22 protein-coding genes are annotated in these 20398 nt (G+C 72.0%); 12 read left to right on the top strand and 10 right to left on the bottom strand.

The window, feature by feature from the left end:
* Window positions 1-65 precede the first annotated feature (65 nt).
* Window positions 66-470: an EF-hand domain-containing protein gene (locus B9O00_RS05365; protein WP_085121414.1), complete on the bottom strand. Its 405-nt coding sequence runs from the start codon at window positions 468-470 to the stop codon at window positions 66-68.
* Window positions 471-729: 259 nt separating this feature from the next.
* Here B9O00_RS05365 and B9O00_RS05360 point away from each other — a divergent pair, with 259 nt between their 5' ends.
* From B9O00_RS05360 to B9O00_RS05320, 9 genes are all read left to right on the top strand, one after another.
* Window positions 730-2241: a replicative DNA helicase gene (locus tag B9O00_RS05360; RefSeq protein ID WP_085121413.1), complete on the top strand. Its 1512-nt coding sequence runs from the start codon at window positions 730-732 to the stop codon at window positions 2239-2241.
* Complete coding sequence (gene alr / locus B9O00_RS05355) at window positions 2231-3379, top strand: alanine racemase (protein WP_085121412.1); 1149 nt, start codon at window positions 2231-2233, stop codon at window positions 3377-3379. Before B9O00_RS05360 ends, alr begins: the two co-directional genes overlap by 11 nt.
* Window positions 3372-4160 (top strand): MlaE family ABC transporter permease, encoded by a 789-nt coding sequence (locus B9O00_RS05350; protein ID WP_085121411.1) that lies wholly within the window; start codon window positions 3372-3374, stop codon window positions 4158-4160. Before alr ends, B9O00_RS05350 begins: the two co-directional genes overlap by 8 nt.
* Window positions 4157-4978, top strand: a complete 822-nt coding sequence (locus B9O00_RS05345; protein WP_085121410.1) for an ABC transporter ATP-binding protein — start codon at window positions 4157-4159, stop codon at window positions 4976-4978. Before B9O00_RS05350 ends, B9O00_RS05345 begins: the two co-directional genes overlap by 4 nt.
* Before the next feature lie 86 nt (window positions 4979-5064).
* Window positions 5065-6528: a DNA repair protein RadA gene (gene radA / locus B9O00_RS05340; RefSeq protein WP_085121459.1), complete on the top strand. Its 1464-nt coding sequence runs from the start codon at window positions 5065-5067 to the stop codon at window positions 6526-6528.
* Between the two features lie 16 nt (window positions 6529-6544).
* The gene (locus B9O00_RS05335) at window positions 6545-7210 is read left to right on the top strand and encodes a CvpA family protein (RefSeq protein WP_085121409.1); all 666 of its coding nucleotides are present in this window, start codon (window positions 6545-6547) and stop codon (window positions 7208-7210) included.
* A complete protein-coding gene (gene purF, locus B9O00_RS05330; protein WP_085121408.1) occupies window positions 7207-8655 on the top strand; it encodes an amidophosphoribosyltransferase in 1449 nt (482 codons plus the stop codon). The genes B9O00_RS05335 and purF overlap by 4 nt, the downstream gene beginning before the upstream one ends.
* Before the next feature lie 52 nt (window positions 8656-8707).
* A complete protein-coding gene (locus tag B9O00_RS05325) occupies window positions 8708-9244 on the top strand; it encodes a DUF2937 family protein (protein ID WP_085121407.1) in 537 nt (178 codons plus the stop codon).
* Window positions 9234-9986, top strand: coding sequence for an SDR family NAD(P)-dependent oxidoreductase (locus B9O00_RS05320; protein WP_085121406.1), 753 nt, complete (start codon window positions 9234-9236; stop codon window positions 9984-9986). The genes B9O00_RS05325 and B9O00_RS05320 overlap by 11 nt, the downstream gene beginning before the upstream one ends.
* A 34-nt stretch (window positions 9987-10020) precedes the next feature.
* On the opposite strand, the gene B9O00_RS05315 is transcribed toward B9O00_RS05320, so the two are convergent.
* The 5 genes from B9O00_RS05315 to B9O00_RS05295 form a co-directional block, all read right to left on the bottom strand.
* A complete protein-coding gene (locus B9O00_RS05315; protein WP_085121405.1) occupies window positions 10021-10410 on the bottom strand; it encodes a DUF427 domain-containing protein in 390 nt (129 codons plus the stop codon).
* 57 nt (window positions 10411-10467) lie between these two features.
* Window positions 10468-11859, bottom strand: a complete 1392-nt coding sequence (gene der, locus B9O00_RS05310) for a ribosome biogenesis GTPase Der (protein WP_085121404.1) — start codon at window positions 11857-11859, stop codon at window positions 10468-10470.
* A 236-nt stretch (window positions 11860-12095) separates the two neighbouring features.
* Window positions 12096-12860 (bottom strand): class I SAM-dependent methyltransferase, encoded by a 765-nt coding sequence (locus B9O00_RS05305; RefSeq protein ID WP_085121403.1) that lies wholly within the window; start codon window positions 12858-12860, stop codon window positions 12096-12098.
* A 29-nt stretch (window positions 12861-12889) separates the two neighbouring features.
* Window positions 12890-14212 carry a PQQ-like beta-propeller repeat protein gene (locus B9O00_RS05300; RefSeq protein ID WP_085121402.1) on the bottom strand — a complete coding sequence of 441 codons (1323 nt, stop codon included), beginning with the start codon at window positions 14210-14212 and terminating at the stop codon, window positions 12890-12892.
* A gap of 4 nt (window positions 14213-14216) precedes the next feature.
* On the bottom strand, window positions 14217-14858 hold the full coding sequence (locus tag B9O00_RS05295; protein ID WP_159460117.1) for a DUF2659 family protein: 642 nt from the start codon (window positions 14856-14858) through the stop codon (window positions 14217-14219).
* A 233-nt stretch (window positions 14859-15091) separates the two neighbouring features.
* Here B9O00_RS05295 and B9O00_RS05290 point away from each other — a divergent pair, with 233 nt between their 5' ends.
* Together B9O00_RS05290 and B9O00_RS05285 are read left to right on the top strand one after the other, a co-directional pair.
* Window positions 15092-15409: a hypothetical protein gene (locus B9O00_RS05290; protein WP_085121400.1), complete on the top strand. Its 318-nt coding sequence runs from the start codon at window positions 15092-15094 to the stop codon at window positions 15407-15409.
* A gap of 101 nt (window positions 15410-15510) precedes the next feature.
* Entirely contained in the window at window positions 15511-15867 is a 357-nt protein-coding gene (locus tag B9O00_RS05285) for a DUF2794 domain-containing protein (RefSeq protein ID WP_085121399.1), read from the top strand.
* 64 nt (window positions 15868-15931) lie between these two features.
* Here the strand turns inward: B9O00_RS05285 and B9O00_RS05280 are convergent, their stop codons facing one another.
* The 3 genes from B9O00_RS05280 to B9O00_RS05270 form a co-directional block, all read right to left on the bottom strand.
* Window positions 15932-16303 (bottom strand): hypothetical protein, encoded by a 372-nt coding sequence (locus B9O00_RS05280; RefSeq protein WP_085121398.1) that lies wholly within the window; start codon window positions 16301-16303, stop codon window positions 15932-15934.
* Between the two features lie 135 nt (window positions 16304-16438).
* Entirely contained in the window at window positions 16439-17089 is a 651-nt protein-coding gene (locus B9O00_RS05275) for a PAS domain-containing protein (protein WP_143596154.1), read from the bottom strand.
* A 214-nt stretch (window positions 17090-17303) separates the two neighbouring features.
* Window positions 17304-18266: an acyltransferase domain-containing protein gene (locus B9O00_RS05270; RefSeq protein ID WP_159460116.1), complete on the bottom strand. Its 963-nt coding sequence runs from the start codon at window positions 18264-18266 to the stop codon at window positions 17304-17306.
* Between the two features lie 196 nt (window positions 18267-18462).
* On the opposite strand from B9O00_RS05270, the gene B9O00_RS05265 reads away from it, so the two are divergent.
* Window positions 18463-19542 carry a YHYH protein gene (locus B9O00_RS05265; RefSeq protein WP_085121395.1) on the top strand — a complete coding sequence of 360 codons (1080 nt, stop codon included), beginning with the start codon at window positions 18463-18465 and terminating at the stop codon, window positions 19540-19542.
* Window positions 19543-19557: 15 nt separating this feature from the next.
* Here B9O00_RS05265 and B9O00_RS05260 read toward each other — a convergent pair whose 3' ends face one another.
* Window positions 19558-20292: a class I SAM-dependent methyltransferase gene (locus tag B9O00_RS05260; RefSeq protein ID WP_159460115.1), complete on the bottom strand. Its 735-nt coding sequence runs from the start codon at window positions 20290-20292 to the stop codon at window positions 19558-19560.
* Window positions 20293-20398 lie beyond the last annotated feature (106 nt).

Here is a 20398-nt window from a genome sequence, read left to right as displayed (position 1 = left end):
TTCGGCCACCCGCGCGGCGGCGCGAGAGGGCGGGCAGCGGGGACGAGCGAGCGCCCGGGCGGCCGTCAGCGGAACCAGTGCTCGCGCGCCACCATCCGCTCGAAGCGCTCGAACTCCGGGCGCTCCAGCAGGCCGTCGTGGTTGGCGTCGTAGCGGTCGAAGTAGCCGCGCTCGAGGACGCCGCGCTTCGTCGCCTCGTCCTTCGGCATCGGCGGCGGCGGCACCTCGACCTCCGCGCCGGGCCGGCCCCAGGCCGCCCGGAACTCGTCGTCGGAGAGGATGCCGTCGTGGTTGGCGTCCCAGCGCCGGTAGACGCCGATGGCGCCCATGCCCTCGTGGAACTCGTCGCGCGAGACGACACCGTCACCGTTGGCGTCCCAGTCGGCGAACATGTCGGCCAGCGCCGGCGAGGCCCCGATCGCCGCCAGCGCGACGGCCAGCGCGGCAAGCGTCCTGCGTAGCTCCGTCATCCACTCTCTCCTGCTCGGCAAGACGGCCGGGCAACGAGCGGGAGGCAGGGCCGTTCCGGCCTGCGGCAAGCCGCGCAGCCGAGGGAACAAACCTGGACCGTCCGGCGAGAATCGGCCTAGGCTGCGGGCTTGCGGCGTTTGCTCCCGCTATCCACCTTGTCCACGCAATTAAATCGTCACGGCAGGGACGACGGGGCGGCACCGCTCCGACTAGGCTGCGCATCGACCCACGCCCATCGCGAAAGCCCAAGCGACCCAGATGAACAGCGCCCTTGCCGCCCTCTCCTCCGACGAGCCCGAGTTCGGCAGCCGCCTGCCGCCGGCCAACACGGAAGCCGAACAAGCGTTGCTGGCCGCGATCCTGGCCAACAACCTGGCCTACGAGAAGGTCAGCGACTTCCTGCAGGCCGACCATTTCGCCGACCAGGCGCACGGCCGCATCTACGAGGCCTGCGGCATCCTGATCGAGCGCGGCCAGCTGGCGACCGCGGTCACCCTGAAGAACAAGTTCGACCAGGACGGCGACCTGGCCCAGGTCGGCGGCTCCCAGTACCTCGCGGAGCTGGCGGCCAACTACGTCAACATCGTCGACGTGCGCCACTACGGCCGCATCGTCTACGACCTCTACCTGCGCCGGCAGCTGATCGACCTCGGCGAGGACGTGGTCAACGAGGCCTACCGCCACGACCTGGAGCTCGGCGCGCCGCAGCAGATCGAGCTCGCCGAGGAGCGGCTCTACCGCCTCGCCGAGACCGGCCAGACCGAGGGCGGCCTGAAGGAGTTCAAGACCGCCCTGCGCGAGGCTATCGAGCTGACCGAGGCGGCCTACAAGCGCGACGGCAAGATCGCCGGCGTCGCGACCGGCTTCCGCGACCTCGACGCCCTGCTCGGCGGCCTGCACAGCTCGGACCTGCTGATCCTCGCCGGCCGCCCCTCGATGGGCAAGACGGCGCTGGCGACCAACATCGCCTTCAAGGTCGCGGCCTCGCGGCGCCTGGAGCGCGCCGCCGACGGCAGCGAGATCGAGGAGCCGGAGACCGTCGCCTTCTTCTCGCTGGAAATGTCGGCCGAGCAGCTGGCCAGCCGCATCCTGTCCGAGCAGAGCGAGGTGCGCTCCGACTCGCTGAGGCGCGGCGACATCTCCCGCGAGGACTTCGAGAAGGTCGTCGACGTCAGCCGGCGGCTCTCGACGATCCGGCTCTACATCGACGACACGCCGGCGATCTCGGTCTCGGCGATGCGCACCCGGGCGCGGCGCCTGAAGCGCCAGCAGGGCCTGTCGCTGATCGTCGTCGACTACCTGCAGCTCATGTCCCCGCCGGGCGGCAGCCGCGCCGAGAACCGGGTCAACGAGGTCTCCGAGATCACCCGCGGCCTCAAGGCCATCGCCAAGGAGCTCAACGTGCCGGTGCTGGCGCTCTCCCAGCTCAGCCGCGCCGTCGAGCAGCGCGAGGACAAGCGCCCGCAGCTCTCCGACCTGCGCGAGTCGGGCTCGATCGAGCAGGACGCCGACGTCGTCATGTTCGTGTTCCGCGAGCAGTACTATCTGGAGCGTGCCGAGCCGCAGCGGCGCGAGAACGAGGCCGAGGACAAGTACCAGGAGCGCTATTCCCACTGGCAGCAGCGCTGCGAGGAGGCCTACGGCCTGGGCGAGGTGATCGTCGCCAAGCAGCGCCACGGCCCGATCGGCAGCCGCAAGCTGACCTTCGACGGCAACACCACGCGCTTCGGCGACTACGTCCCGGACGACCATCTGCCGGATGTCCGCTGACAGCGAAGCCGCGGCGGCGCGGCCGGAACACCTGGCGGGCGGCATCCTGACCGTCGACCTGGGGGCGCTCCAGGCGAACTATCGGCGCCTGGTCGAGGAGGCCGACGGCATAGCCGTCGCCGCCGTGGTCAAGGCCGACGCCTACGGCCTGGGCGCCGAGCGCGCGGCACCGGCGCTCTGGCAGGCCGGCGCCCGGATCTTCTTCGTCGCGCTGCCCGACGAGGCGCTGACCCTGCGCCGGGTGCTGCCGGCCGAGTCCGAGGTCTACGTGCTGGGCGGCCTGTTCGGCGCCGGCGCCGAGCGCGACTACCTCGCCGCCGGCATCCGGCCGGTGCTCAACTCGCTGCAGGAGATCAAGCGCTGGGGCCGCCTGGCCGCGGCGGAAGGCCGCGCCCTGCCGGCCTGCCTGCACGTCGACACCGGAATGAGCCGGCTCGGCCTGCCGGCCGACGAGCTGGCGACCCTGGCCGCCGAGCCCGAGCGCCTGGCCGGCGTCTCGGTCGCCTACCTGATCAGCCACCTGGCCAGCGGCGACGAGCCGGACCATCCCCTGAACCGCGAGCAGCTCGAGGCCTTTCGCGCCGCGCGCGAGCGCCTGCCGGCCATGAAGGCCTGCCTCGCCAACTCGCCGGGCAGCTTCCTCGGCCCAGCGTACCGCTTCGACCTGCTGCGCCCGGGCGCTGCGCTCTACGGCGTCAATCCGACCCCGGGACAGCCCAACCCGATGGCGCAAGTGGTTCGACTGCAAGGCAGAATCCTGCAGGTCCGGGTTATTGACCCCCCCAGGAGCGTCGGATACGGTGCCGCCTTCCGCGCCGAGCGGCGCACGGTGGTCGCGACCGTCGGACTGGGCTATGCCGACGGCTTCCTGCGATCGCTGTCCGGGCGGGGCAGGGCCTGGGTCGAGGCGCGGGAGAAGGGTGCGGCCGTCGCCGTGCCGCTGGTGGGCCGGGTATCGATGGATCTGATCACGCTCGACGTAACCGACCTCGCCGAGGCGCCGCCGGTCGGCAGCTTCGTGGACCTGCTGGGGCCCGGCCAGGACGTCGACGCCCTGGCCGCGGCGGCCGGCACGATCGGCTACGAGGTGCTGACCTCGCTGGGCGGGCGCTACCGGCGGGTCTACCGGCATGGCTGAGCCCGTGGTCCCGGTGATCCAGCCGCTCGGCCGGGCCTTCCTGGCTTTCCTGGCGGTCACCGGGCGCCTGGTGATGTTCGCCTCGCAGGCGCTCAGCCACTGCTTTCGCCCGCCGTTCTTCGGCCGGCTGATCGTCCGGCAGATGATCGAGATCGGCTACTACTCGCTGCCGGTCGTCGGCCTGACCGCGATCTTCACCGGCATGGTGCTGGCGCTGCAGAGCTACACCGGCTTCGCGCGCTTCTCGGCCGAGAGCGCGATCCCCAACGTCGTCGTCGTCTCGATCACCCGCGAGCTCGGGCCGGTGCTGGCCAGCCTGATGGTCGCCGGGCGCATCGGCGCCGCCATGGCCGCCGAGATCGGCACGATGCGGGTCACCGAGCAGATCGACGCCCTGGTGACGCTGGCGACCAACCCCTTCAAGTACCTGGTCGCACCGCGCCTGATCGCCGGCGTCGTGACCCTGCCCATGCTGGTGCTGGTCGCCGACATCATCGGCATCTTCGGCGGCTACCTGGTGTCGATCTACAAGCTCGGCTTCAACCCCGACACCTACATCAAGAACACCCTCGACTTCCTGATCTTCCAGGACGTCTTCTCCGGCCTGGTCAAGGCCGCGGTCTTCGGCTTCATCATCACCCTGATGGGCTGCTACCACGGCTACAACTCGAAGGGCGGCGCCCAGGGCGTCGGCCAGGCGACGACCAACGCCGTGGTCTCGGCCTCGATCCTGATCCTGTCGTTCAACTACATCATCACCGAGCTGTTCTTCGCCCGATGAGCCCCGACCCGCGAGCACCCGCCCCGCGCGCCCCCGGCGGCACCACGCCGAAGATCCGGATCCGCGGCCTGAAGAAGGCCTTCGGCAGCAACGTCGTGCTCGACGGCGTCGACCTCGAGATCGCGCCCGGCGAGTCGCTGGTCGTGATCGGCGGCTCGGGCACCGGCAAGTCGGTGCTGCTGAAGTGCATCCTGGGCCTGCTGACCCCGGAGGCCGGCTCGATCCAGGTCGACGGCGAGGAGACGGTCGGCCTGTCCGAGCGCGAGATGGACCGGGTGCGCCGCAAGTTCGGCATGCTGTTCCAGTCGGCCGCGCTCTTCGACTCCCTGCCGGTCTGGGAGAACGTCGCCTTCGGGCTGATCCAGGCCAAGGAGATGAAGCGCGCCGAGGCCCGCAAGCTCGCCGACAGGCGGCTCGCCGACGTCGGCCTGGAGCCCAGGGTCGGCGAGCTCTATCCGGCCGAGCTGTCGGGCGGCATGCGCAAGCGCGTCGGGCTCGCCCGCGCCATCGCGACCAGCCCCGAGATCATCTTCTTCGACGAGCCGACCACCGGCCTCGACCCGATCATGGGCCACATCATCGACAAGCTGATCGTCAAGCTGACCAGCAAGCTCGGCGCCACCGGCCTGTCGATCACCCACGACATGGCGAGCGCGCGGCGCATCTCGACTCGGATGGCGATGCTGTACAAGGGCAGGATCGTGTGGAACGGCCCGACGGCCGAGATCGACCGCTCGGGCAACCCCTACGTCGAGCAGTTCATCCACGGCACCGACGAAGGGCCGATCGACATTCCGCTGCAGGACCACTTCGCCTAGGACGTTCGTCGTTCATTGAGGGTGCTTCGCCCTGGGCCGGCAGGCGGCCGGCCGACGCGAGGACCCGAGCCGGGAGGGCCAAGGCGCTGGCCAAGCCTCGTTCCGAGTACGTCTGCCAGTCCTGCGGATCGGTCTTCCCGAAGTGGGCGGGCCGCTGCGAGGCCTGCGGCGCCTGGAACACCCTGGTCGAGGAGCTGTCCGGCGGCGGCGCGGCGCCCGGCGGTCTCGGCGCGCGCCCGTCCGGAAACCGCAGCGGGGCCCGCGGCAAGGGCCAGCGGATCGCCTTCGTCGGGCTCGAGGGCGAGGGCGCGCCGGTGCCGCGCCGGGTCACCGGCATGGCCGAGTTCGACCGCGTCACCGGCGGCGGCCTGGTGCCCGGCTCTGCCGTGCTGGTCGGCGGCGACCCCGGCATCGGCAAGTCGACCCTGCTGCTGCAGGCCGCCGCGGCGCTGGCCGCGCGCAGCGGCCGCGCCTGCGCCTATGTCTCGGGCGAGGAGGCGATCGACCAGGTGCGGCTGCGCGCCCAGCGGCTCGGCGTCACCGCGGCGCCGGTCGAGCTGGCCTCGGCGACCTCGGTGCGCGACCTGGTCGAGGCGCTCGACCATGCCGACGGTCCGGCCGTCGTGGTCATCGATTCGATCCAGACGATGTTCGTCGACTCGCTGGAATCGGCGCCCGGCACGGTCTCCCAGGTGCGCGCCAGCGCCCAGGAGCTGATCCGCCTGGCCAAGGCCCGCGGCTTCGTGCTGCTGCTGGTCGGCCACGTCACCAAGGAGGGCATGATCGCCGGCCCCAAGGTGCTGGAGCACATGGTCGACGCGGTGCTGACCTTCGAGGGCGAGCGCGGCCACCAGTTCCGCATCCTGCGCACCACCAAGAACCGCTTCGGGCCGACCGACGAGATCGGCGTCTTCGAGATGACCGAGCGCGGCCTGATGGAGGTCGCCAACCCCTCGGCCCTGTTCCTGGCCGAGCGCCACGGCGAGGTCTCCGGCGCCAGCGTCTTCGCCGGCCTGGAGGGCACGCGCCCGGTGCTGGTCGAGATCCAGGCGCTGGTCGCGCCCTCCTCGCTCGGCACCCCGCGGCGCGCCGTGGTCGGCTGGGATTCCGGACGGCTCGCCATGGTGCTGGCGGTGCTCGAGGCGCGCTGCGGGCTCAGCTTCGCCGGCCAGGACGTCTACCTCAACGTCGCCGGCGGCCTCAGGATCTCCGAGCCGGCCGCCGACCTCGCGGTCGCCGCGGCCCTGGTCTCGGCGCTGTTCGACCGGCCGGTGCCGGCCGAGTCCGTGGTGTTCGGCGAGATCGGCCTGGCCGGCGAGGTGCGCGCGGTCAGCCAGGCCGAGCAGCGCCTGAAGGAGGCGGCCAAGCTGGGCTTCGAGCGTGCCTTCCTGCCGCCGCGCCGCGGCAAGGCGCGCGAGGCCGGCGCACAGGCGCCCCAGCGCGCCTCTGCGGAGGGCGCATTGGAGACCGTCGAGATCGGCCATTTGCAGGAGCTCGTCGAGACCCTATCTAGCGTCTCGCCGGGCGCGCCCATGAGGCGCCACGCATGACCCCGGCCAGGAATCGATGAACCTTCCCATCAACGCCGCCGACGTCATCGTCATCGCCGTGCTGCTGGTCTCCGCCGGCCTCGCCTTCTTCCGCGGGCTGGTCCACGAGGTACTGGCGATCGCCGCCTGGATCGGCGCTGCGCTGGCGACGCTCTATTTCTTCCTGCCGGCCCAGTCGGTCTCGCGCCAGCTGATCGCGATCCCGCTGATCGCCGACATCGTCGCCGGGGTCGTGGTCTTCCTCCTGACCCTGATCGTGCTGACCGTGATCTCGCGGATGGTCTCCAAGCGCGTCCAGGATTCCAGCCTCGGCGCACTCGACCGCTCGCTCGGCTTCGTCTTCGGCCTGCTGCGCGGCGCGGTCATCGTCTGCGTCGCCTGGCTGGTGCTGAACTGGCTGCTGCCGCCGGCCGAGCATCCCGCCTGGATCCGCGAGGCGCGCTCGCGGCCGCTGGTCGAGGCCGGCGCCGCCGCGCTGCGCTCGCTGGCCCCGGACTCGCTGGGCTGGAACCTGCCGCCGGCGCCGGCCGAGCCAGCCGGCTCCGGCCAGGCGCGGCCCCAGGCCACGGGCAACGAAGCTGCAAAGGACGACGCGACCGGTTATAAGGAGGGCCCGCGGCGGCAGATGCAGCAGCTCTTCGAGTCGGTCGGCCAGGACCCAGCCCCCGGAACAAGCCAATGATCACGAGCAATCCCTTCGACGACGACAAGCTGCACGAAGAGTGCGGCGTATTCGGGATCTTCGGCGTCCCGGACTCGGGAACGCTGACCGCGCTGGGGCTCCACGCCCTGCAGCACCGCGGGCAGGAGGCCGCCGGCCTGGTCTGCTTCGACGGCCAGCAGTTCCATGCCCACCGCGCCCTCGGGCTGGTCAGCGAAGTCTTCTCGGACGAGCGCGAGACGGCCAAGCTGCAGGGTTATGCGGCGATCGGCCACAACCGCTACGCCACGACCGGCGCGACGGTGCTGCGCAACGTCCAGCCGCTGTTCGCCGAGCTCGAGTTCGGCGGCTTCGCGCTCGGCCACAACGGCAACCTGACCAACGCCGCCGCGCTGCGCCGCGAGCTGGTGCGCCGCGGCTCGCTGTTCCAGTCGACCATGGACACCGAGGTGATCATCCACCTGGTCGCGACCTCCCAGGCCGGCAGCGTCGCCGACCGGCTGATCGACAGCCTGCGCCAGGTCGAGGGCGCCTACTCCCTGGTCGCCCTGACCCACGAGGGGGTGATCGGCGTGCGCGACCCGCTCGGCGTCCGGCCGCTGATCCTCGGCCGGCTGAACGACGGCTATATCCTGACCTCGGAGAGCTGCGCGCTCGACATCATCGGCGCGGAGTTCCTGCGCGACGTCGATCCCGGCGAGATGGTCATCCTCTCGGCCGAGGGCATCACCTCGCGGCGCATCGCCCCGGCCCTGCCCCAGCGCCATTGCATCTTCGAGTACATCTACTTCGCGCGCCCCGACTCGGTCATGGAGGGGCGCTCGATCTACGACGCCCGACAGCGCATCGGCGCCGAGCTGGCGCGCGAGAGCGGCGTGCCGGCCGACGTCATCGTGCCGGTGCCCGATTCCGGCGTGCCGGCGGCGCTGGGCTACGCCGAGGCGGCCGGCATCCCCTTCGAGTTCGGCATCATCCGCAACCACTACGTCGGCCGCACCTTCATCCAGCCGACCCAGCAGATCCGCGACCTCGGCGTGCGCCGCAAGCACAACGCCAATCGGCCGAAGCTGGCCGGCAAGCGGGTCGTGCTGGTCGACGACTCGATCGTCCGCGGCACGACCTCGCGCAAGATCGTCGAGATGGTGCGCTCGGCCGGCGCCACCGAGGTGCACATGCGCATCGCGGCGCCGCCGACCACCCACTCCTGCTTCTACGGCGTCGACACGCCGGAGCGCGAGGAGCTGCTCGCCTCGAAGATGACGGTCGAGGAGATGGGCCGCTACATCGGCGTCGACAGCCTGGCCTTCATCTCGCTCGACGGTCTCTATCGCGCGATGGGCGAGCCGGGGCGGGATCCGGCGCTGCCGCGCTTCTGCGACGCCTGCTTCACCGGCGACTACCCGACCCGGCTGACCGACCGCGAAGGCAAGGTCGCACGGCAGCTGTCGCTGCTGGCGGAAGCCTAGTCTCGGCGACGGCCGAGAGGCGTGCGCTCCGGGCCGGGGGAGGCCTAGCGGCATGATCGGACGGGTGATCAACGGCGTCTTCGGGGCCGGCGGGGCGGCCCTGCTGAGCCAGTTTCCGGCCTTCTTCGCGCAGTACCAGCAGCAGCTCGCCGGCCGCCTGGCGCAGGCCCGCGCCGACCTGTCCCAGGTCACCGAGGAGGCCGCCAGGCTGGGCCTGTCGCCGGACGAGTACCTGGCCAAGGCCGAGGCCGACGGCGGCGAGTTCACCCGCGTGCTGGTCGAGGGCGCGCGCGCCACGCTGCACGCGCTCGACAAGCTGCAGGCCGCCTACGAGGCCTTCTCGATCGCGACGCCGCTGGGCCGGCCGGTCGCCTTCGTCCAGCACTTCGACCCGACCATCGCCGACTCGACGATGGCCAACTTCCAGCCGGCGGTGCCGCTGACCATCGAGGGCCTGATCTACGCCGGCACCGGCCTGCTGCTCGGCGTCGCGCTGCTGGCCCTGCTGGAGTGGCTCGGCCTGCTGTCGCTGCGTGCGACAGGCCTCAGCCGGCGCCCCAAGACGAGTGGAGGATTGCGTGCCCGTTGATACCCCGGACCCCGCCGACGCGACCCCGGCTGCCCAGGAGGAGGACCGCCGGCTGGTGCTGGTGACCGGCGCCTCGCGCGGCCTCGGCCGGGCGCTGGCCAAGGCGCTGGCCGCCGAGGGCGCGCACTGCATCCTGACCGCGCGCACCGTCGGCGCCCTGGAGGAGCTGGACGACGAGATCGTCGCGGCCGGCGGCGCCAAGCCGACCCTGGTGCCGCTGGACCTGCGCCAGGGCGACAGGATCGATCAGCTCGGCGCCGCGCTCTACGAGCGCTTCGGCCGGCTCGACGGCCTGGCCGGCTGCGCCGGCATCCTCGGGCAGTTCTCCCCGGTCGGCCATCTGCCGCCGAAGGTCTGGGACGAGGTCTATGCGGTCAACACGACCGCCAACTACCGCCTGATCCGCAGCCTCGACCCGCTGCTGCGCCGCTCGGCCGCCGGCCGGGCGCTGTTCATCACGGACGTGCGGGCTAGGCTGGCGACCGCCTACTGGTCGCTCTACGCCGGCAGCAAGGCCGCGCTCGAGGTGCTGGTGCGCTCCTATGCCGAAGAGATCCGGCGCTTCGGCGTCAAGGCCAACCTCGCCTGCCCGCCGCCGATGGCGACGGCCCTGCGCCGCCAGGGCTTCCCCGGCGAGGATCAGGAGACCCTGGCGAAGCCCGAGGCGATCGCGGCGCAGCTGCTGCCGCTGCTCTCGCCGGCCTGCGAGCGGATCGGCGAGATCGTCGCAGTGACGGGATAGCAGGACCCTTCTCCCCGAGGGGAGAGGGGCGGCCTCACGCCTTCTCGAAGCGCTGCTCCAGGCCGTCGATCCTGCCGACGTAGAAGGCGACGCGGTTCTCGATCTCGGCGACCGAGCCGTAGGGCGTCGGGTAGGTCCAGACGGCGTCCTCGGCGATCCTGCCGCCGGCCTTCAGGTGGAAATAGGCGGCGTCGCCCTTGAAGGGGCAGTGGGTCGTGCGGTCGCTGGGCTGGAGCACGCCCTGGCGCACGTCCTCGATCGGCAGGTAGGCGACCGGCTTGTGGCCGGTCTCGTGGAGCAGCAGCGCGCGCTTGCTGTCGGCGACGGTCTCGCCGGCGAAGGTGACGATCACGCGGTCGGGCGACGGCTCGATCTCGATGCGGTGGCCGCTGCCCTTGTCCTCGACCCTGGCCTCGTCCTCCATGGCTCTCCTCCTCGCAGCGGTTGGTCCTTGCCCAACGCTCAATATGGGGTCGAGGCCTCAGCCGTCAGCATAGGGGTTCTTCTGTTTCTTGAGATGGATGCGGATCGGCGTGCCGGGCATGTCGAAGTCCAGGCGCAGCTGGTTCTCCAGGTAGCGCAGGTAGCTCGGCGGCAGGTCGTCGGGATTCGAACAGTGGATCGCGAAGGTCGGCGGCCGCGAGCGTGCCTGGGTCATGTACTTCAGGCGGATGCGCCGGCCGCCCGGCGCCGGCGGCGGGTGCTGGGCCGAGACCGCCTGGAGCCAGCGGTTGAGCGGCGCCGTCGCGAGGCGCTTGTTCCAGATCTCGTAGGCCTGGAAGACCGCACGCATCAGCTTGTCGAGGCCGCGCCCCTCGAGCGCCGAGAGCGCGACCACCGGGATGCCCCTGGTCTGCGGGAAGGAGCGCTCGAGCCGGTTCTCGACCTGGCGTAGCGCGACGGCCCGGTCCTCGACCGCGTCCCACTTGTTGAGCGCGATGACCAGGGCGCGGCCTTCCTCGACCACGGTGCGAGCAATGGTCAGGTCCTGCTTTTCCAGGCCGAGGGTCGCGTCGAGCAGCAGGACCACGACCTGGGCGTAGTCGATCGCCCGCTTGCTGTCGGCGGCCGAGAGCCGCTCGACCTTGTCGTCGATGCGGGCGCGGCGGCGCAGGCCGGCGGTGTCGATCAGGCGCACCGCCCTGTCCTGCCAGGTCCAGTCGACCGAGATCGAGTCCCGGGTGATGCCGGCCTCGGGACCGGTCAGCATGCGGTCCTCGCCGAGCAGGCGGTTGACCAGGGTCGACTTGCCGACGTTCGGCCGGCCGACCACGGCGAGCTGCACCGGCCCGCGCGGCGCCTCCTCACCCTCATCCTCCTCGCCGCTGTCGGCCTCGGCCTCCGCGTCGTCCTCGTCCGGGTAGAGCGCGCCCTCCTTGGCCTCGATCAGGGGGCGCAGGAAGTCGTAGAGCTCGTCCATGCCCAGGCCGTGCTCCGCCGACAGCGCGATCGGCTCGCCGAGGCCGAGGCCGAAGGCCTCGTAGAGGCCGGGCTCGCCGGCCTTGCCCTCGCACTTGTTGGCGGCCAGCAGGACCGGCGTGCGGGCCCGGCGCATCAGGTCGGCGAAGTGCGCGTCGAGCGGCGTCACCCCGGCGCGCGCGTCGACCAGGAAGAGGGCGGCGTCGGCCTGCTCGATCGCCGCCTCGGTCTGGCGGCGCATGCGTGCCTCCAGGCTGTCGTCGGTGACGTCCTCCAGGCCGGCGGTGTCGAAGACGCGGAAATGCAGGTCGAAGAGGCGCGCGTCGCCCTCGCGCCGGTCGCGCGTCACGCCCGGCTGGTCGTCGACCAGCGCCAGGCGCTTGCCGACCAGGCGGTTGAACAGCGTGGACTTGCCGACGTTGGGACGGCCGACGATGGCGAGGGTGAAGGACATGGGATCCGTTCGGGGAGCGCGGGAGCCGCTAGAGCAGATGACGACCTCATGGGATCGCGCTGCGATCCCATGAGGTCGTCTGAATCTGCTCTAACTATATGATCTAGACCAGATTCACGTAACCCATCGAAGCCGTGAGCGGCTTCGATGGGCTACGATCCGGTCTAGAGGTAAGGCCGCACCGCCCCGGAAGCAAGCTCGGGGGCGGAAAGCCGGCAAATGCGGGCCGGAGCCCTTCAGGCCAGTTTCGTGCAGCTGTAGGCGCGGGTCTCGTAGGGGAAGGTCACCTCGGCCCGGCCGGCGAGCGCCGGCGTCGCCGCGATCAGCCGGCGGATCGCCGCGGCGACCGCCTCGCGCTCCTCCGCCGGCAGCGCCGCGATGAAGCTGACCGAGAGCATGCGGTCCAGAATCACCTGCTCGGCCGGGCCGCTGTGGCCCTGGGGATAGCGCCGCTCGACCAGCGGCCCGAAGCCGTCGGCCGGGAACAGGCTCCAGTCGAGCGAGCGGAAGCGCGGCGTGTCGCCCTCGTAGGGCTCCAGGATGCGGGTCAGCGCGGCGACCCAGTCGACGCTCTCGTCGCGCACGTTCCAGATCAGCCCGAGCCGCCCGCCCGGCTTCAGCACCCGGCGGATCTCGGCCAGCGCGCGACGGTTCGCGAACCAGTGGAAGGCCTGGGCGCAGACCACGGCGTCGAGCGAGGCGTCGGCGAGCGGGATCGCGTCGGCGCTGCAGGCCCTGGCCTCGACCTCCGGATGGCGCGCGGTCAGCTCGGCCCGCATCCCGGCCACCGGCTCGACGGCCAGCACGGTCGCCCCGGTCGCGAGCAGCCTGGGCAGGAACTTCCCGGTGCCGGCGCCGAGATCGACGACGATCCCGCCCGCAGCGAGGCCGAGGTCGTCGCGCAGCCAGCCAGCCACCGCCGGCGGATAGTCCGGCCGGCCCCTGGCATAGGTCGTCGCCTGGGCCTGGAAGCCTTCCGCCGCCGCGCGATGAACGGTCATCCGCCTCGCCTCCGCCGCGCCGCCCGGCCCTATCGCAGGGCGATCAGCTCGCCCGCCGCGGTCTCGATGTAGAGCGTGTCGTCGGCGATGATCGGGTTGACCGCGACATTGCCGGGCAGGTCCATCTGGCTCAGCACCGAGCCGCTGTCCGGTGCCACGAAGATCAGCTTGCCGGTGTCGCTGGCGAGCAGCAGCCGGCCGCTGCCGGCGAGCGGTCCGAACCAGCGGATCGGCCCGCTCTTGTTCTCCGGGTCCTCGTAGCGCGGCAGGTCCGTGACCCAGCGGATGCGTCCGTTGCTGCGCACGATCGCCGCGAGCCGCTGCTCGTTGGTCACCAGGAACACGAAGTCGCCGAGCACCAGCGGCATCTCGATGCCGCCGGCGTCGACCTCCCAGGCGCGGACGCCCTGCCGCAGGTCGATCGCTGCGGCGCGGCCGGAGTGGCTGACCGCGTAGACCCGGTCGTCGTGGACCACCGGCTGGCCGACGATCTGGCCGATGTCGGCGACCTGGGCCGAGCGGCGGATCGCGGCCAGGCTGAAGTCCCAGAGGTCGCGGCCGTTCTCCATGCGCATCGCGGCGAGCTCGCCCGAGGTGTAGGGCGCGATCACCGTGGCGCCGGAGATCACCGGGGCGGCCGCGCCGATCAGGCCGGCCTGCTCCTCGACCCCGTTGCCGGTCCAGAGCAGCCGCCCGTCGTCGGCGGCCAGGCAGCGCATCTCGTTGTCGATGGTGACCACGAAGACACGTCCGGCGGCGACGGTCGGCGCCGAGTGGATCGGCACGCCGTGGCGCTCCTCCCAGACCTGCTTGCCGCTGGCGGCGTCGAGGGCGAAGACCGCACCGAAGCCGGTGGTCACGAACAGCCGGCCGCCTTCGAGCGCGAGGCCGCCGCCGTAGAAGCCGGTGTCGTCGCCTTCGGGCGTCAGGTCGTGCCGCCAGATCTGCTTGCCCGTGGCCGCGTCGAAGGCGGTGACCACCGAGACCGAGTCCAGCGTGTAGATCCGGCCGTCCGCCACCACCGGCTGGGCGAGCAGCCGGGCGTTGTCCTCGTTGCCCTGGCCGATGTCGACCCGCCAGACGACCGAGAGCGGGCCGTCGAGCGTGCGGTGGCCGGGGTCGTGCTCGGCGTTGCCGCCCGCCTGCGGCCAGTCGAGCGACTGCGCCGGCGGCAGCACGACCGGCAGCGAGGCCGCCGCCGGATCGGCCTCCAGGCCGCCGATCTGGGTCAGCACGTCGATGCGCTGCCCGGGCAGCGGCGGATCCTCGGGAGCGCCGAACCAATCGTCGGCGAGACCGCACCCGCTCAGCAGCAGGGCCAGGAGCGAGGCCAGAAGGACACGGCTGGGCAAGGCGCTACTCCGGAAGGGTGCCGAGCAGCTGGGTTGCGCGCTGGCGCAGGCCGAGCGGCGTGGACGCGTCGTCGGTCAGCTCCTTCAGCCGGGTCCGCGCGGTGGCGTTGTCGCCCTCGCGCAGGGCCAGCAGCGCCGACAGCTCGATCGCGCTCGGCCGGACCGGCGAGGCCGGGTCGAGCAGCGGGGTCAGGTCGGCATCCAGCTGCTCGGCGTCGGCGTCCTTGAAGGTGTGCTCGACGATCAGCAGCGCCGCCATGTCGCGGTAGACGCGCGGCAGGTCCTCGCTGTCTCGGATCTTCTCCCACTCGGCGACCGCGCCCTCGACGTCGCCCGCCGAGGCGCGCAGCCGGGCCGCCTGCAGCGCCGCCAGCAGGCCGTAGCCGTCCTCGGCCGGCGCCGCCTGCTTCTCCAGGGAGTCGAGCGCCGCGGCGGCGTCGCCGCTGGCCTTGGCCAGGGCGGTGGCGTAGGCGTCGGCCGCGTCGCGCCTCTGGGAGGCCTGCCAGGACTCGTAGCCCTTCCAGCCCCCGACCGCGACGATCAGCAGCACGATTCCGGCGACCAGGTAGAGGCCGTACTGCTTCCAGAGGCGCAGCAGCTTCTCCTGCCGGACCTCCTCGTCGACCTCGCGAAAGATATCTGCCACGCTGCACCCGTCCTGACGTCTTGGGCCCGGCCGTCCCGGCCGTTCGGTTCCGAAGTCGGGGCAGCCGCGGCCACCCCTGGCGAAAGGGCCGCCACCATAGCGCCGCGCTTCGCGGATGATAAGAGGCGTGCATGCCGCGGGCGCGGCCGCGGCTCCGCCCGCGGGCTAAGCTTTTGTTTACCCCTCGCCGCTAGCCTCTTCCGGATCCGACAGGAGGTCCGGACCAGCCAGCGATGACCCGACTTCTCGCAGCACTCAGTCTCGCCGGCCTGCTCGCCGCCTGCGGGCCGGAAACGCTCGTCTCGACCGGCCTCGGCATGGCCAGCCTGCAGACCACCGACAAGACCCTGGCCGACCACGCCATCGGCCTGGTGACCGACAAGGACTGCTCGTCGCTGCGCGCCGAGCGCGGCGACGCCTACTGCCTCAGCGACCAGGAGCTGCAGGCCCGGATTCCGGCCCAGCCGGAGTTCTGCTACCGGACGATCGGCGGCGTCACCTGCTACACCAAGGCGGACGAGACCAAGAGCGCCACCCGCCTGCTCTACTGACCCCACGGTCCCCCTCCTGCGGCCGGGAATCCTCTGGACGCTCCTGGCCTGTTGCGCCAACATCGCTGTCACGCGAATGCAACAGTCGAAGGGGACCGGCGATGGGTCAGCTGCTCAGTCTGCAGGACTTCGCGCAGCTGCGCACGCCGAGCCGGAAGCAACCCCGGACAGTCTATTTCACCCGCTCCGAGCTCAACGCCCTGCTGTCGGTCTACAGCCGGCGCGTGGCGAGCGGCGAGTGGCGCGACTACGCCATCGATCACCACGCCGGCACGGCGATCTTCTCGATCTTCCGCCACAGCCAGGAGCGGCCGATCTTCGCCGTCGCGAAGCGCGTCGGCGGGGCGGCAAAGAGCGGGGAGTACCTTCTGTTCAGCCAGGGACAGCGTCTCGCCCGCGCCAAGACGCTGGGCGAGGTGCTGAAGACCTTCGAGCGCAAGCTCCAGGTCGTCTCCTAGAGTTCGCAGGGCCTTCGGGGCCCTTTTTCATTGCCGGCCTCGCCCCCGGGCCCGGGCCTCCGGCTCAGGGCACGTCCTCGAGCTCGAAGCGGGCCTCGATCGAGCTCTCCGCCAGGCCGCTGCGCAGGCACAGCATGACCAGGCGCGCATCCTCGCCCTGAGGCGCCTCGAGGGCGAGGCCGAGCCGCTGCTCCTGCTCGGCCGCCAGCCCGGGCGGATTGGCCTCGACGAAGTCCTCGGGGCCGAGCAGGCAGTAGGCGATCAGCACGGCAGCCCGCTCGATGGCCGCCTCCGCCGGATGGCGGCCGATCAGCCGCAGCACGGTCAGCTTGACCGGATCGGCCAGCAGCTGCGGATGAACGCCGTAGCGCCGCAGCGCGAGGTCGAGCCTCTGCCGCTCGCGCGACGGCCCGAACAGCGACCAGATCGACATCATGGCAGCGGCTCCCCAGGTTGCACTGCCGGGCCCACCGCTGCCCTGCGGCGCGGCGGCCGATCGCTGCAGGATGCCTGGATTGTCGGCCGGCGCCAACCGCCATGCCGGCCGGCCGCCATGCCGGCCGGCCGCCGCTCAGGTCGGCCGGCCGGGCGGCGGCGCGTCCTCGTCGGCCAGGGCGTCCTGGCGATCGGTCGGCAGGATGCCGACCAGCAGGCGCTCGACCGTGTCGTCCCGGCGCAGTGGCAGGATCAGCCGGTGCCAGGCCGTCATGCGCACGTTGATCGGCGGCGTGTGGGTGCTGAACAGCGGCAGCCGGCGCCGCACCACGGCCCGGTAGTTGACCAGGAAGAAGAAGCGCATCGGCGTCTCGATCTCGCTGACCCTGCGCCCGGTCCACTCCCAGCGCGCCCGCGCCGCGGTCAGCGAGCCGTGAATGCGGTAGCGGAAGTCCGCGCCGCCGTCGACCACGTCGAGCAGCGAGAGATGGCCGAGGGCCGGTCTGAGGGCGAAGGGATCGACGACCTCGACCGGCGGCGCGAACTCGGCGCCGCGAGCCTCGTTCCACCACTCCAGAAGGAAGGCCAGCAGCGGTTCCGGCAGGGTCTCCAGGGTCGGGCCCCAGAGCATCTCCGGCGGCGGGCTGCCGAGCTCGCCCATCATGACGTCGCAGGCCTTGAGGTCGCCTGCGGCCAGCGCGCCGGCCATGGTCCAGAGGGCCGCATCGTCCCACTTCCGGGAGACGGAACCCTGCAGGCGACTCAGCATGTGCGGGAAAGCGGACATCGGACCAACCCCACGCACTTCACCTGGAACGTCGGCGTTCTGCTACCCCAGCCGCGGCTCTATTCTTTGTCTTTTGTAAACCTCCTTTAAAAGTATGGACCAATTTTTGCCGACGAGAAGCAGCTGTTACAAAATACACGCATCTCGCGCATTCGACTGCGGCAGTCGCTGTCTCAAAAGGAACGGCGGGCGCCGACGGGAGCCGGCCGGCGGCTCAGCCGCCGAGGCCGAGCCGCCGGCGCAGGGCCTCGAAGGCCGCGACCTCGTTGCCGAAGAGGCTCATCACGGTCGTCGCCTCCGAGCCGGCGCCCTCGGCCAGATTGTACTTCGCCACGGTCGACATCGTGCCCGAAGGGCCGAGGTCGACGAACAGCGAGCCCTGACGCCGTTCCAGGCCGCGGAAAGCGTCGGCGAGGCGCATCGGATCGCGCACGACCTGCCAGAGGTGGCCCTCGGGCAGCCGCTCCAGGGTTCCGGCCGTGACGCAGGACACGACCGGCAGGTCGAGCGGCCGGCCCTCGAGGCCGGCGAAGACCGCCTGCAGCGCCGGCCGCAGCGGCTCCATGTAGGAGGAGTGGAAGGCGAAGCGGACCGGCAGGATCAGGCAGGCCTGGCCCTCGGCGCCCAGCACCCTCTCCAGCCGCGCCAGGCGGTCGGCCGGGCCGGCGGCGACGAAGTGCGCTTCGGCGCTGGTGCCGGCGACCTCGATGCCCTCGAACAGCTCCGGCCGCTCGTCGACGATGGCCGGCGGCGCCAGCACGGCGATCAGGCCGCCGGCGGCGCCCTGGCGCTCGGAAACCTCGGCCAGCGCGATCACCAGCTCCAGGGCCTCGGCCGGTTCGAACGCGCCGGCCACGGTCAGCGCGACGATCTCGCCCAGGCTGGCGCCCATGACGGCCGCCGGCCGGACGCCCTCGGCGATCAGCGCATCGGCGAGCGCGAACTGCAGCATGAACAGCGCCGGGTTCGAGTGCAGCAGGCGATCGAAAGGCTCGAAGCGCTTGCGTGCCGGATCGAAGACGATCTCGGCGATCGAGAAGCCGAGGAGGCCGCGGGCGACGGCGTCGAGGGCGTGGAAACGATCGGCGACCGCCGGGACGCTGCGCACGAGCTCGCGGCCCATGTGGAAGGTCTGGCTGCCCTGGCCGGAAAACAGCAACACGAGCGGTTTCGTCACGCGCCTGGATCCTCGGTGCCGTGAAGGGGGAGCTGGCCGGCGGCGGGGCGACGCGGCCGATCGGCGGGAAGCCGCGACAGTGGCGCAGTCGCGAAGGCGATTCAATCCCGGCCGCCATGGCAACCTTCCGGCAAGCAGAAGGAGGTTAAGCTGGCTGCGGCACCCGCGCTTCGGCGGGCGACGGGGAGGTTGCGCGATGGCCGCACGCGGCTCGATCGGTCTGGCGGTCCTGGCGCTCGTCCTGGCGGCGGCCGCCTCGGCGGCGGCGCAGGAGGGGCGGCCGCTCGGCGACGGCCGCATCTCGCCGGAGCCGAGGACCGGCTACCTGTTCTCCTGCCTGCAGCGCTTCGATCCGAACGCGGGCGGCGCCCGGCGGTCCGGCCCCTGGATCGTCGGCGACCGCTACGACCCGGAGCGCAAGCCGACGGTCGAGGGCGAGGTCGCCTGGCCGAACGCCCGCATCGAGATCTCGCTCGAGGGCGACGAGCGGGTGGTCCGGGCGAACGACCTGCCGAGCCATCCGACCGGCCGGTTCCCGATCGCCTCGTCGGATCCGGCCTGGCGCTACGACCGCAACCCGAACCGGATCCGCGAGCAGCAGGTCCTGCTGCGCCTGCCGGCGCAGCCGCAGCTCGCCGCGGCGCCGAGCTGCCTGCCGATGCAGATGATCGGCTTCGCCCTGACCGGCGTCGCCATCTTCAACGCGCTGGACGGCGGCGGCCGGGACGCGCCGGCGCACGAGATCCTCGACGCCTGCGGCGGTCATCCGGAGCGGGACGGCACCTACCACTACCACGACCTCTCGCCCTGCATGGGCGACGGCCACGACGCCGAGGGGCACAGCCTGCTGCTCGGCTACGCGCTCGACGGCTTCGGCATCTACGGGCCGAAGGACGTCGGCGGCCGGCCGATCGCCGATGCGGACCTCGATGCCTGCCACGGCCACGTCGGCCCGGTGCTCTGGGACGGGCGGATCCGGCGGATCTACCACTACCACATGACCGAGGAGTACCCCTACTCGCTGGGCTGCTTCCGCGGCACGCCGGTCGGGCTCCAGGGCCCGTCACAGCGGGGTGCCGGTCCCTCGGGCGCCCAGGCCGGTCCCGGCGGGCCGGGCGATCCGCTGGCCGAGATCGCCCGCGAGCTCGACCTCGACCCGGTCGCCCTGCGCCGCGCGGTCGGCCCGCCGCCGCCGGACCTGCAGCGCGCGGCGCGCCTGCTCGGCGTGCCGCTGCCGCAGCTGCGTGCCGCCTTCGCCCGCCACCGGCCGCGCTGAGACCGCCGCGGCCGCTCAGCGCCGCCAGCCGCTGGCGATCATCTGGCCGGCGGTCATCCAGTGCAGCTCGACATCGGCGAAGCCGGCGGCGCGCAGCCAGTCGAGCTGCTCGACGAGCGACGAGGGCTTGTCGATCGGGTCGAGCCCGCCGTGCCGGAAGTGGTTCCATTCGGCCCTCTCGAAGGCCTCGAAGCCGGAGAGGTCGCCGTCGAGCTCCAGGGCCTGGCGCCTGACCTCCTCGTCCCAGAGCTCGGCCGCGATCGCCTGACCGGCCGCCGTCGCCGGCTGCACGACGTCGGCCAGCACGAAGACGCCGCCGGGCGCCAGCGCGGCGTGGAGGTCGGCGAAGAGGGCGCGCTTGCCGGCAGCGTCGAGGTGGTGGATCGCCAGCGACGAGACGACGGCGCCGAGCGGCCGCTCGAAGCGCCGCCAGCCGGCCGTCGCCAGGTCGATCAGCCGGGTCTCGAGGCGCGGCGTGTCGCCGGCCCGCCGGCGGGTCGTCGCCAGCATGGAGTCGGAGCCGTCGTAGGCCAGCACCCGCGCCTCGGGCAGGGCCGCCAGCAGTGCCTCGCTGAGCAGTCCCTCGCCGCAGCAGAGATCGAGCAGGGCGCCGTCCGCCCCGGCCGCGACGGCGGCACGGACCAGTGCCGTGACCATGGCGACCTGCCGGGCGCGCTGCGGCACCGCATAGCGCGAAAGGTCGCGATAGACCGCGCTCTCGGCCTCGCTCCAGGCGGCGGAATCGGACATGGCGGACCTCCTTCTGCAGCGGCTCGCGGGGGAGCCGGCGCCAGCATGCCCGCCGGACGGCCGCGAGGATAGCCGCGGCTGCCCCGACCGGCCCGACCGCTCGGCG

The organism is Tistlia consotensis USBA 355, assembly GCF_900177295.1.
GTDB classification, from domain to species: Bacteria; Pseudomonadota; Alphaproteobacteria; order Kiloniellales; family DSM-21159; genus Tistlia; species Tistlia consotensis.
Note: the sequence above shows the minus strand (reverse complement) of the source record. Positions and strands in the feature narration are given on the sequence as shown.

Excerpts from the sequence above, each read along its gene's own strand:
- B9O00_RS05365 (WP_085121414.1), bottom strand. The coding sequence starts at position 470 with ATGACGGAGCTACGCAGGACGCTTGCCGCGCTGGCCGTCGCGCTGGCG.
- B9O00_RS05360 (WP_085121413.1), top strand. The coding sequence starts at position 730 with ATGAACAGCGCCCTTGCCGCCCTCTCCTCCGACGAGCCCGAGTTCGGC.
- alr (WP_085121412.1), top strand. The coding sequence starts at position 2,231 with ATGTCCGCTGACAGCGAAGCCGCGGCGGCGCGGCCGGAACACCTGGCG.
- B9O00_RS05350 (WP_085121411.1), top strand. The coding sequence starts at position 3,372 with ATGGCTGAGCCCGTGGTCCCGGTGATCCAGCCGCTCGGCCGGGCCTTC.
- B9O00_RS05345 (WP_085121410.1), top strand. The coding sequence starts at position 4,157 with ATGAGCCCCGACCCGCGAGCACCCGCCCCGCGCGCCCCCGGCGGCACC.
- B9O00_RS05335 (WP_085121409.1), top strand. The coding sequence starts at position 6,545 with ATGAACCTTCCCATCAACGCCGCCGACGTCATCGTCATCGCCGTGCTG.
- purF (WP_085121408.1), top strand. The coding sequence starts at position 7,207 with ATGATCACGAGCAATCCCTTCGACGACGACAAGCTGCACGAAGAGTGC.
- B9O00_RS05325 (WP_085121407.1), top strand. The coding sequence starts at position 8,708 with ATGATCGGACGGGTGATCAACGGCGTCTTCGGGGCCGGCGGGGCGGCC.
- B9O00_RS05315 (WP_085121405.1), bottom strand. The coding sequence starts at position 10,410 with ATGGAGGACGAGGCCAGGGTCGAGGACAAGGGCAGCGGCCACCGCATC.
- der (WP_085121404.1), bottom strand. The coding sequence starts at position 11,859 with ATGTCCTTCACCCTCGCCATCGTCGGCCGTCCCAACGTCGGCAAGTCC.
- B9O00_RS05305 (WP_085121403.1), bottom strand. The coding sequence starts at position 12,860 with ATGACCGTTCATCGCGCGGCGGCGGAAGGCTTCCAGGCCCAGGCGACG.
- B9O00_RS05290 (WP_085121400.1), top strand. The coding sequence starts at position 15,092 with ATGACCCGACTTCTCGCAGCACTCAGTCTCGCCGGCCTGCTCGCCGCC.
- B9O00_RS05285 (WP_085121399.1), top strand. The coding sequence starts at position 15,511 with ATGGGTCAGCTGCTCAGTCTGCAGGACTTCGCGCAGCTGCGCACGCCG.
- B9O00_RS05280 (WP_085121398.1), bottom strand. The coding sequence starts at position 16,303 with ATGATGTCGATCTGGTCGCTGTTCGGGCCGTCGCGCGAGCGGCAGAGG.
- B9O00_RS05275 (WP_143596154.1), bottom strand. The coding sequence starts at position 17,089 with ATGTCCGCTTTCCCGCACATGCTGAGTCGCCTGCAGGGTTCCGTCTCC.
- B9O00_RS05265 (WP_085121395.1), top strand. The coding sequence starts at position 18,463 with ATGGCCGCACGCGGCTCGATCGGTCTGGCGGTCCTGGCGCTCGTCCTG.
- B9O00_RS05260 (WP_159460115.1), bottom strand. The coding sequence starts at position 20,292 with ATGTCCGATTCCGCCGCCTGGAGCGAGGCCGAGAGCGCGGTCTATCGC.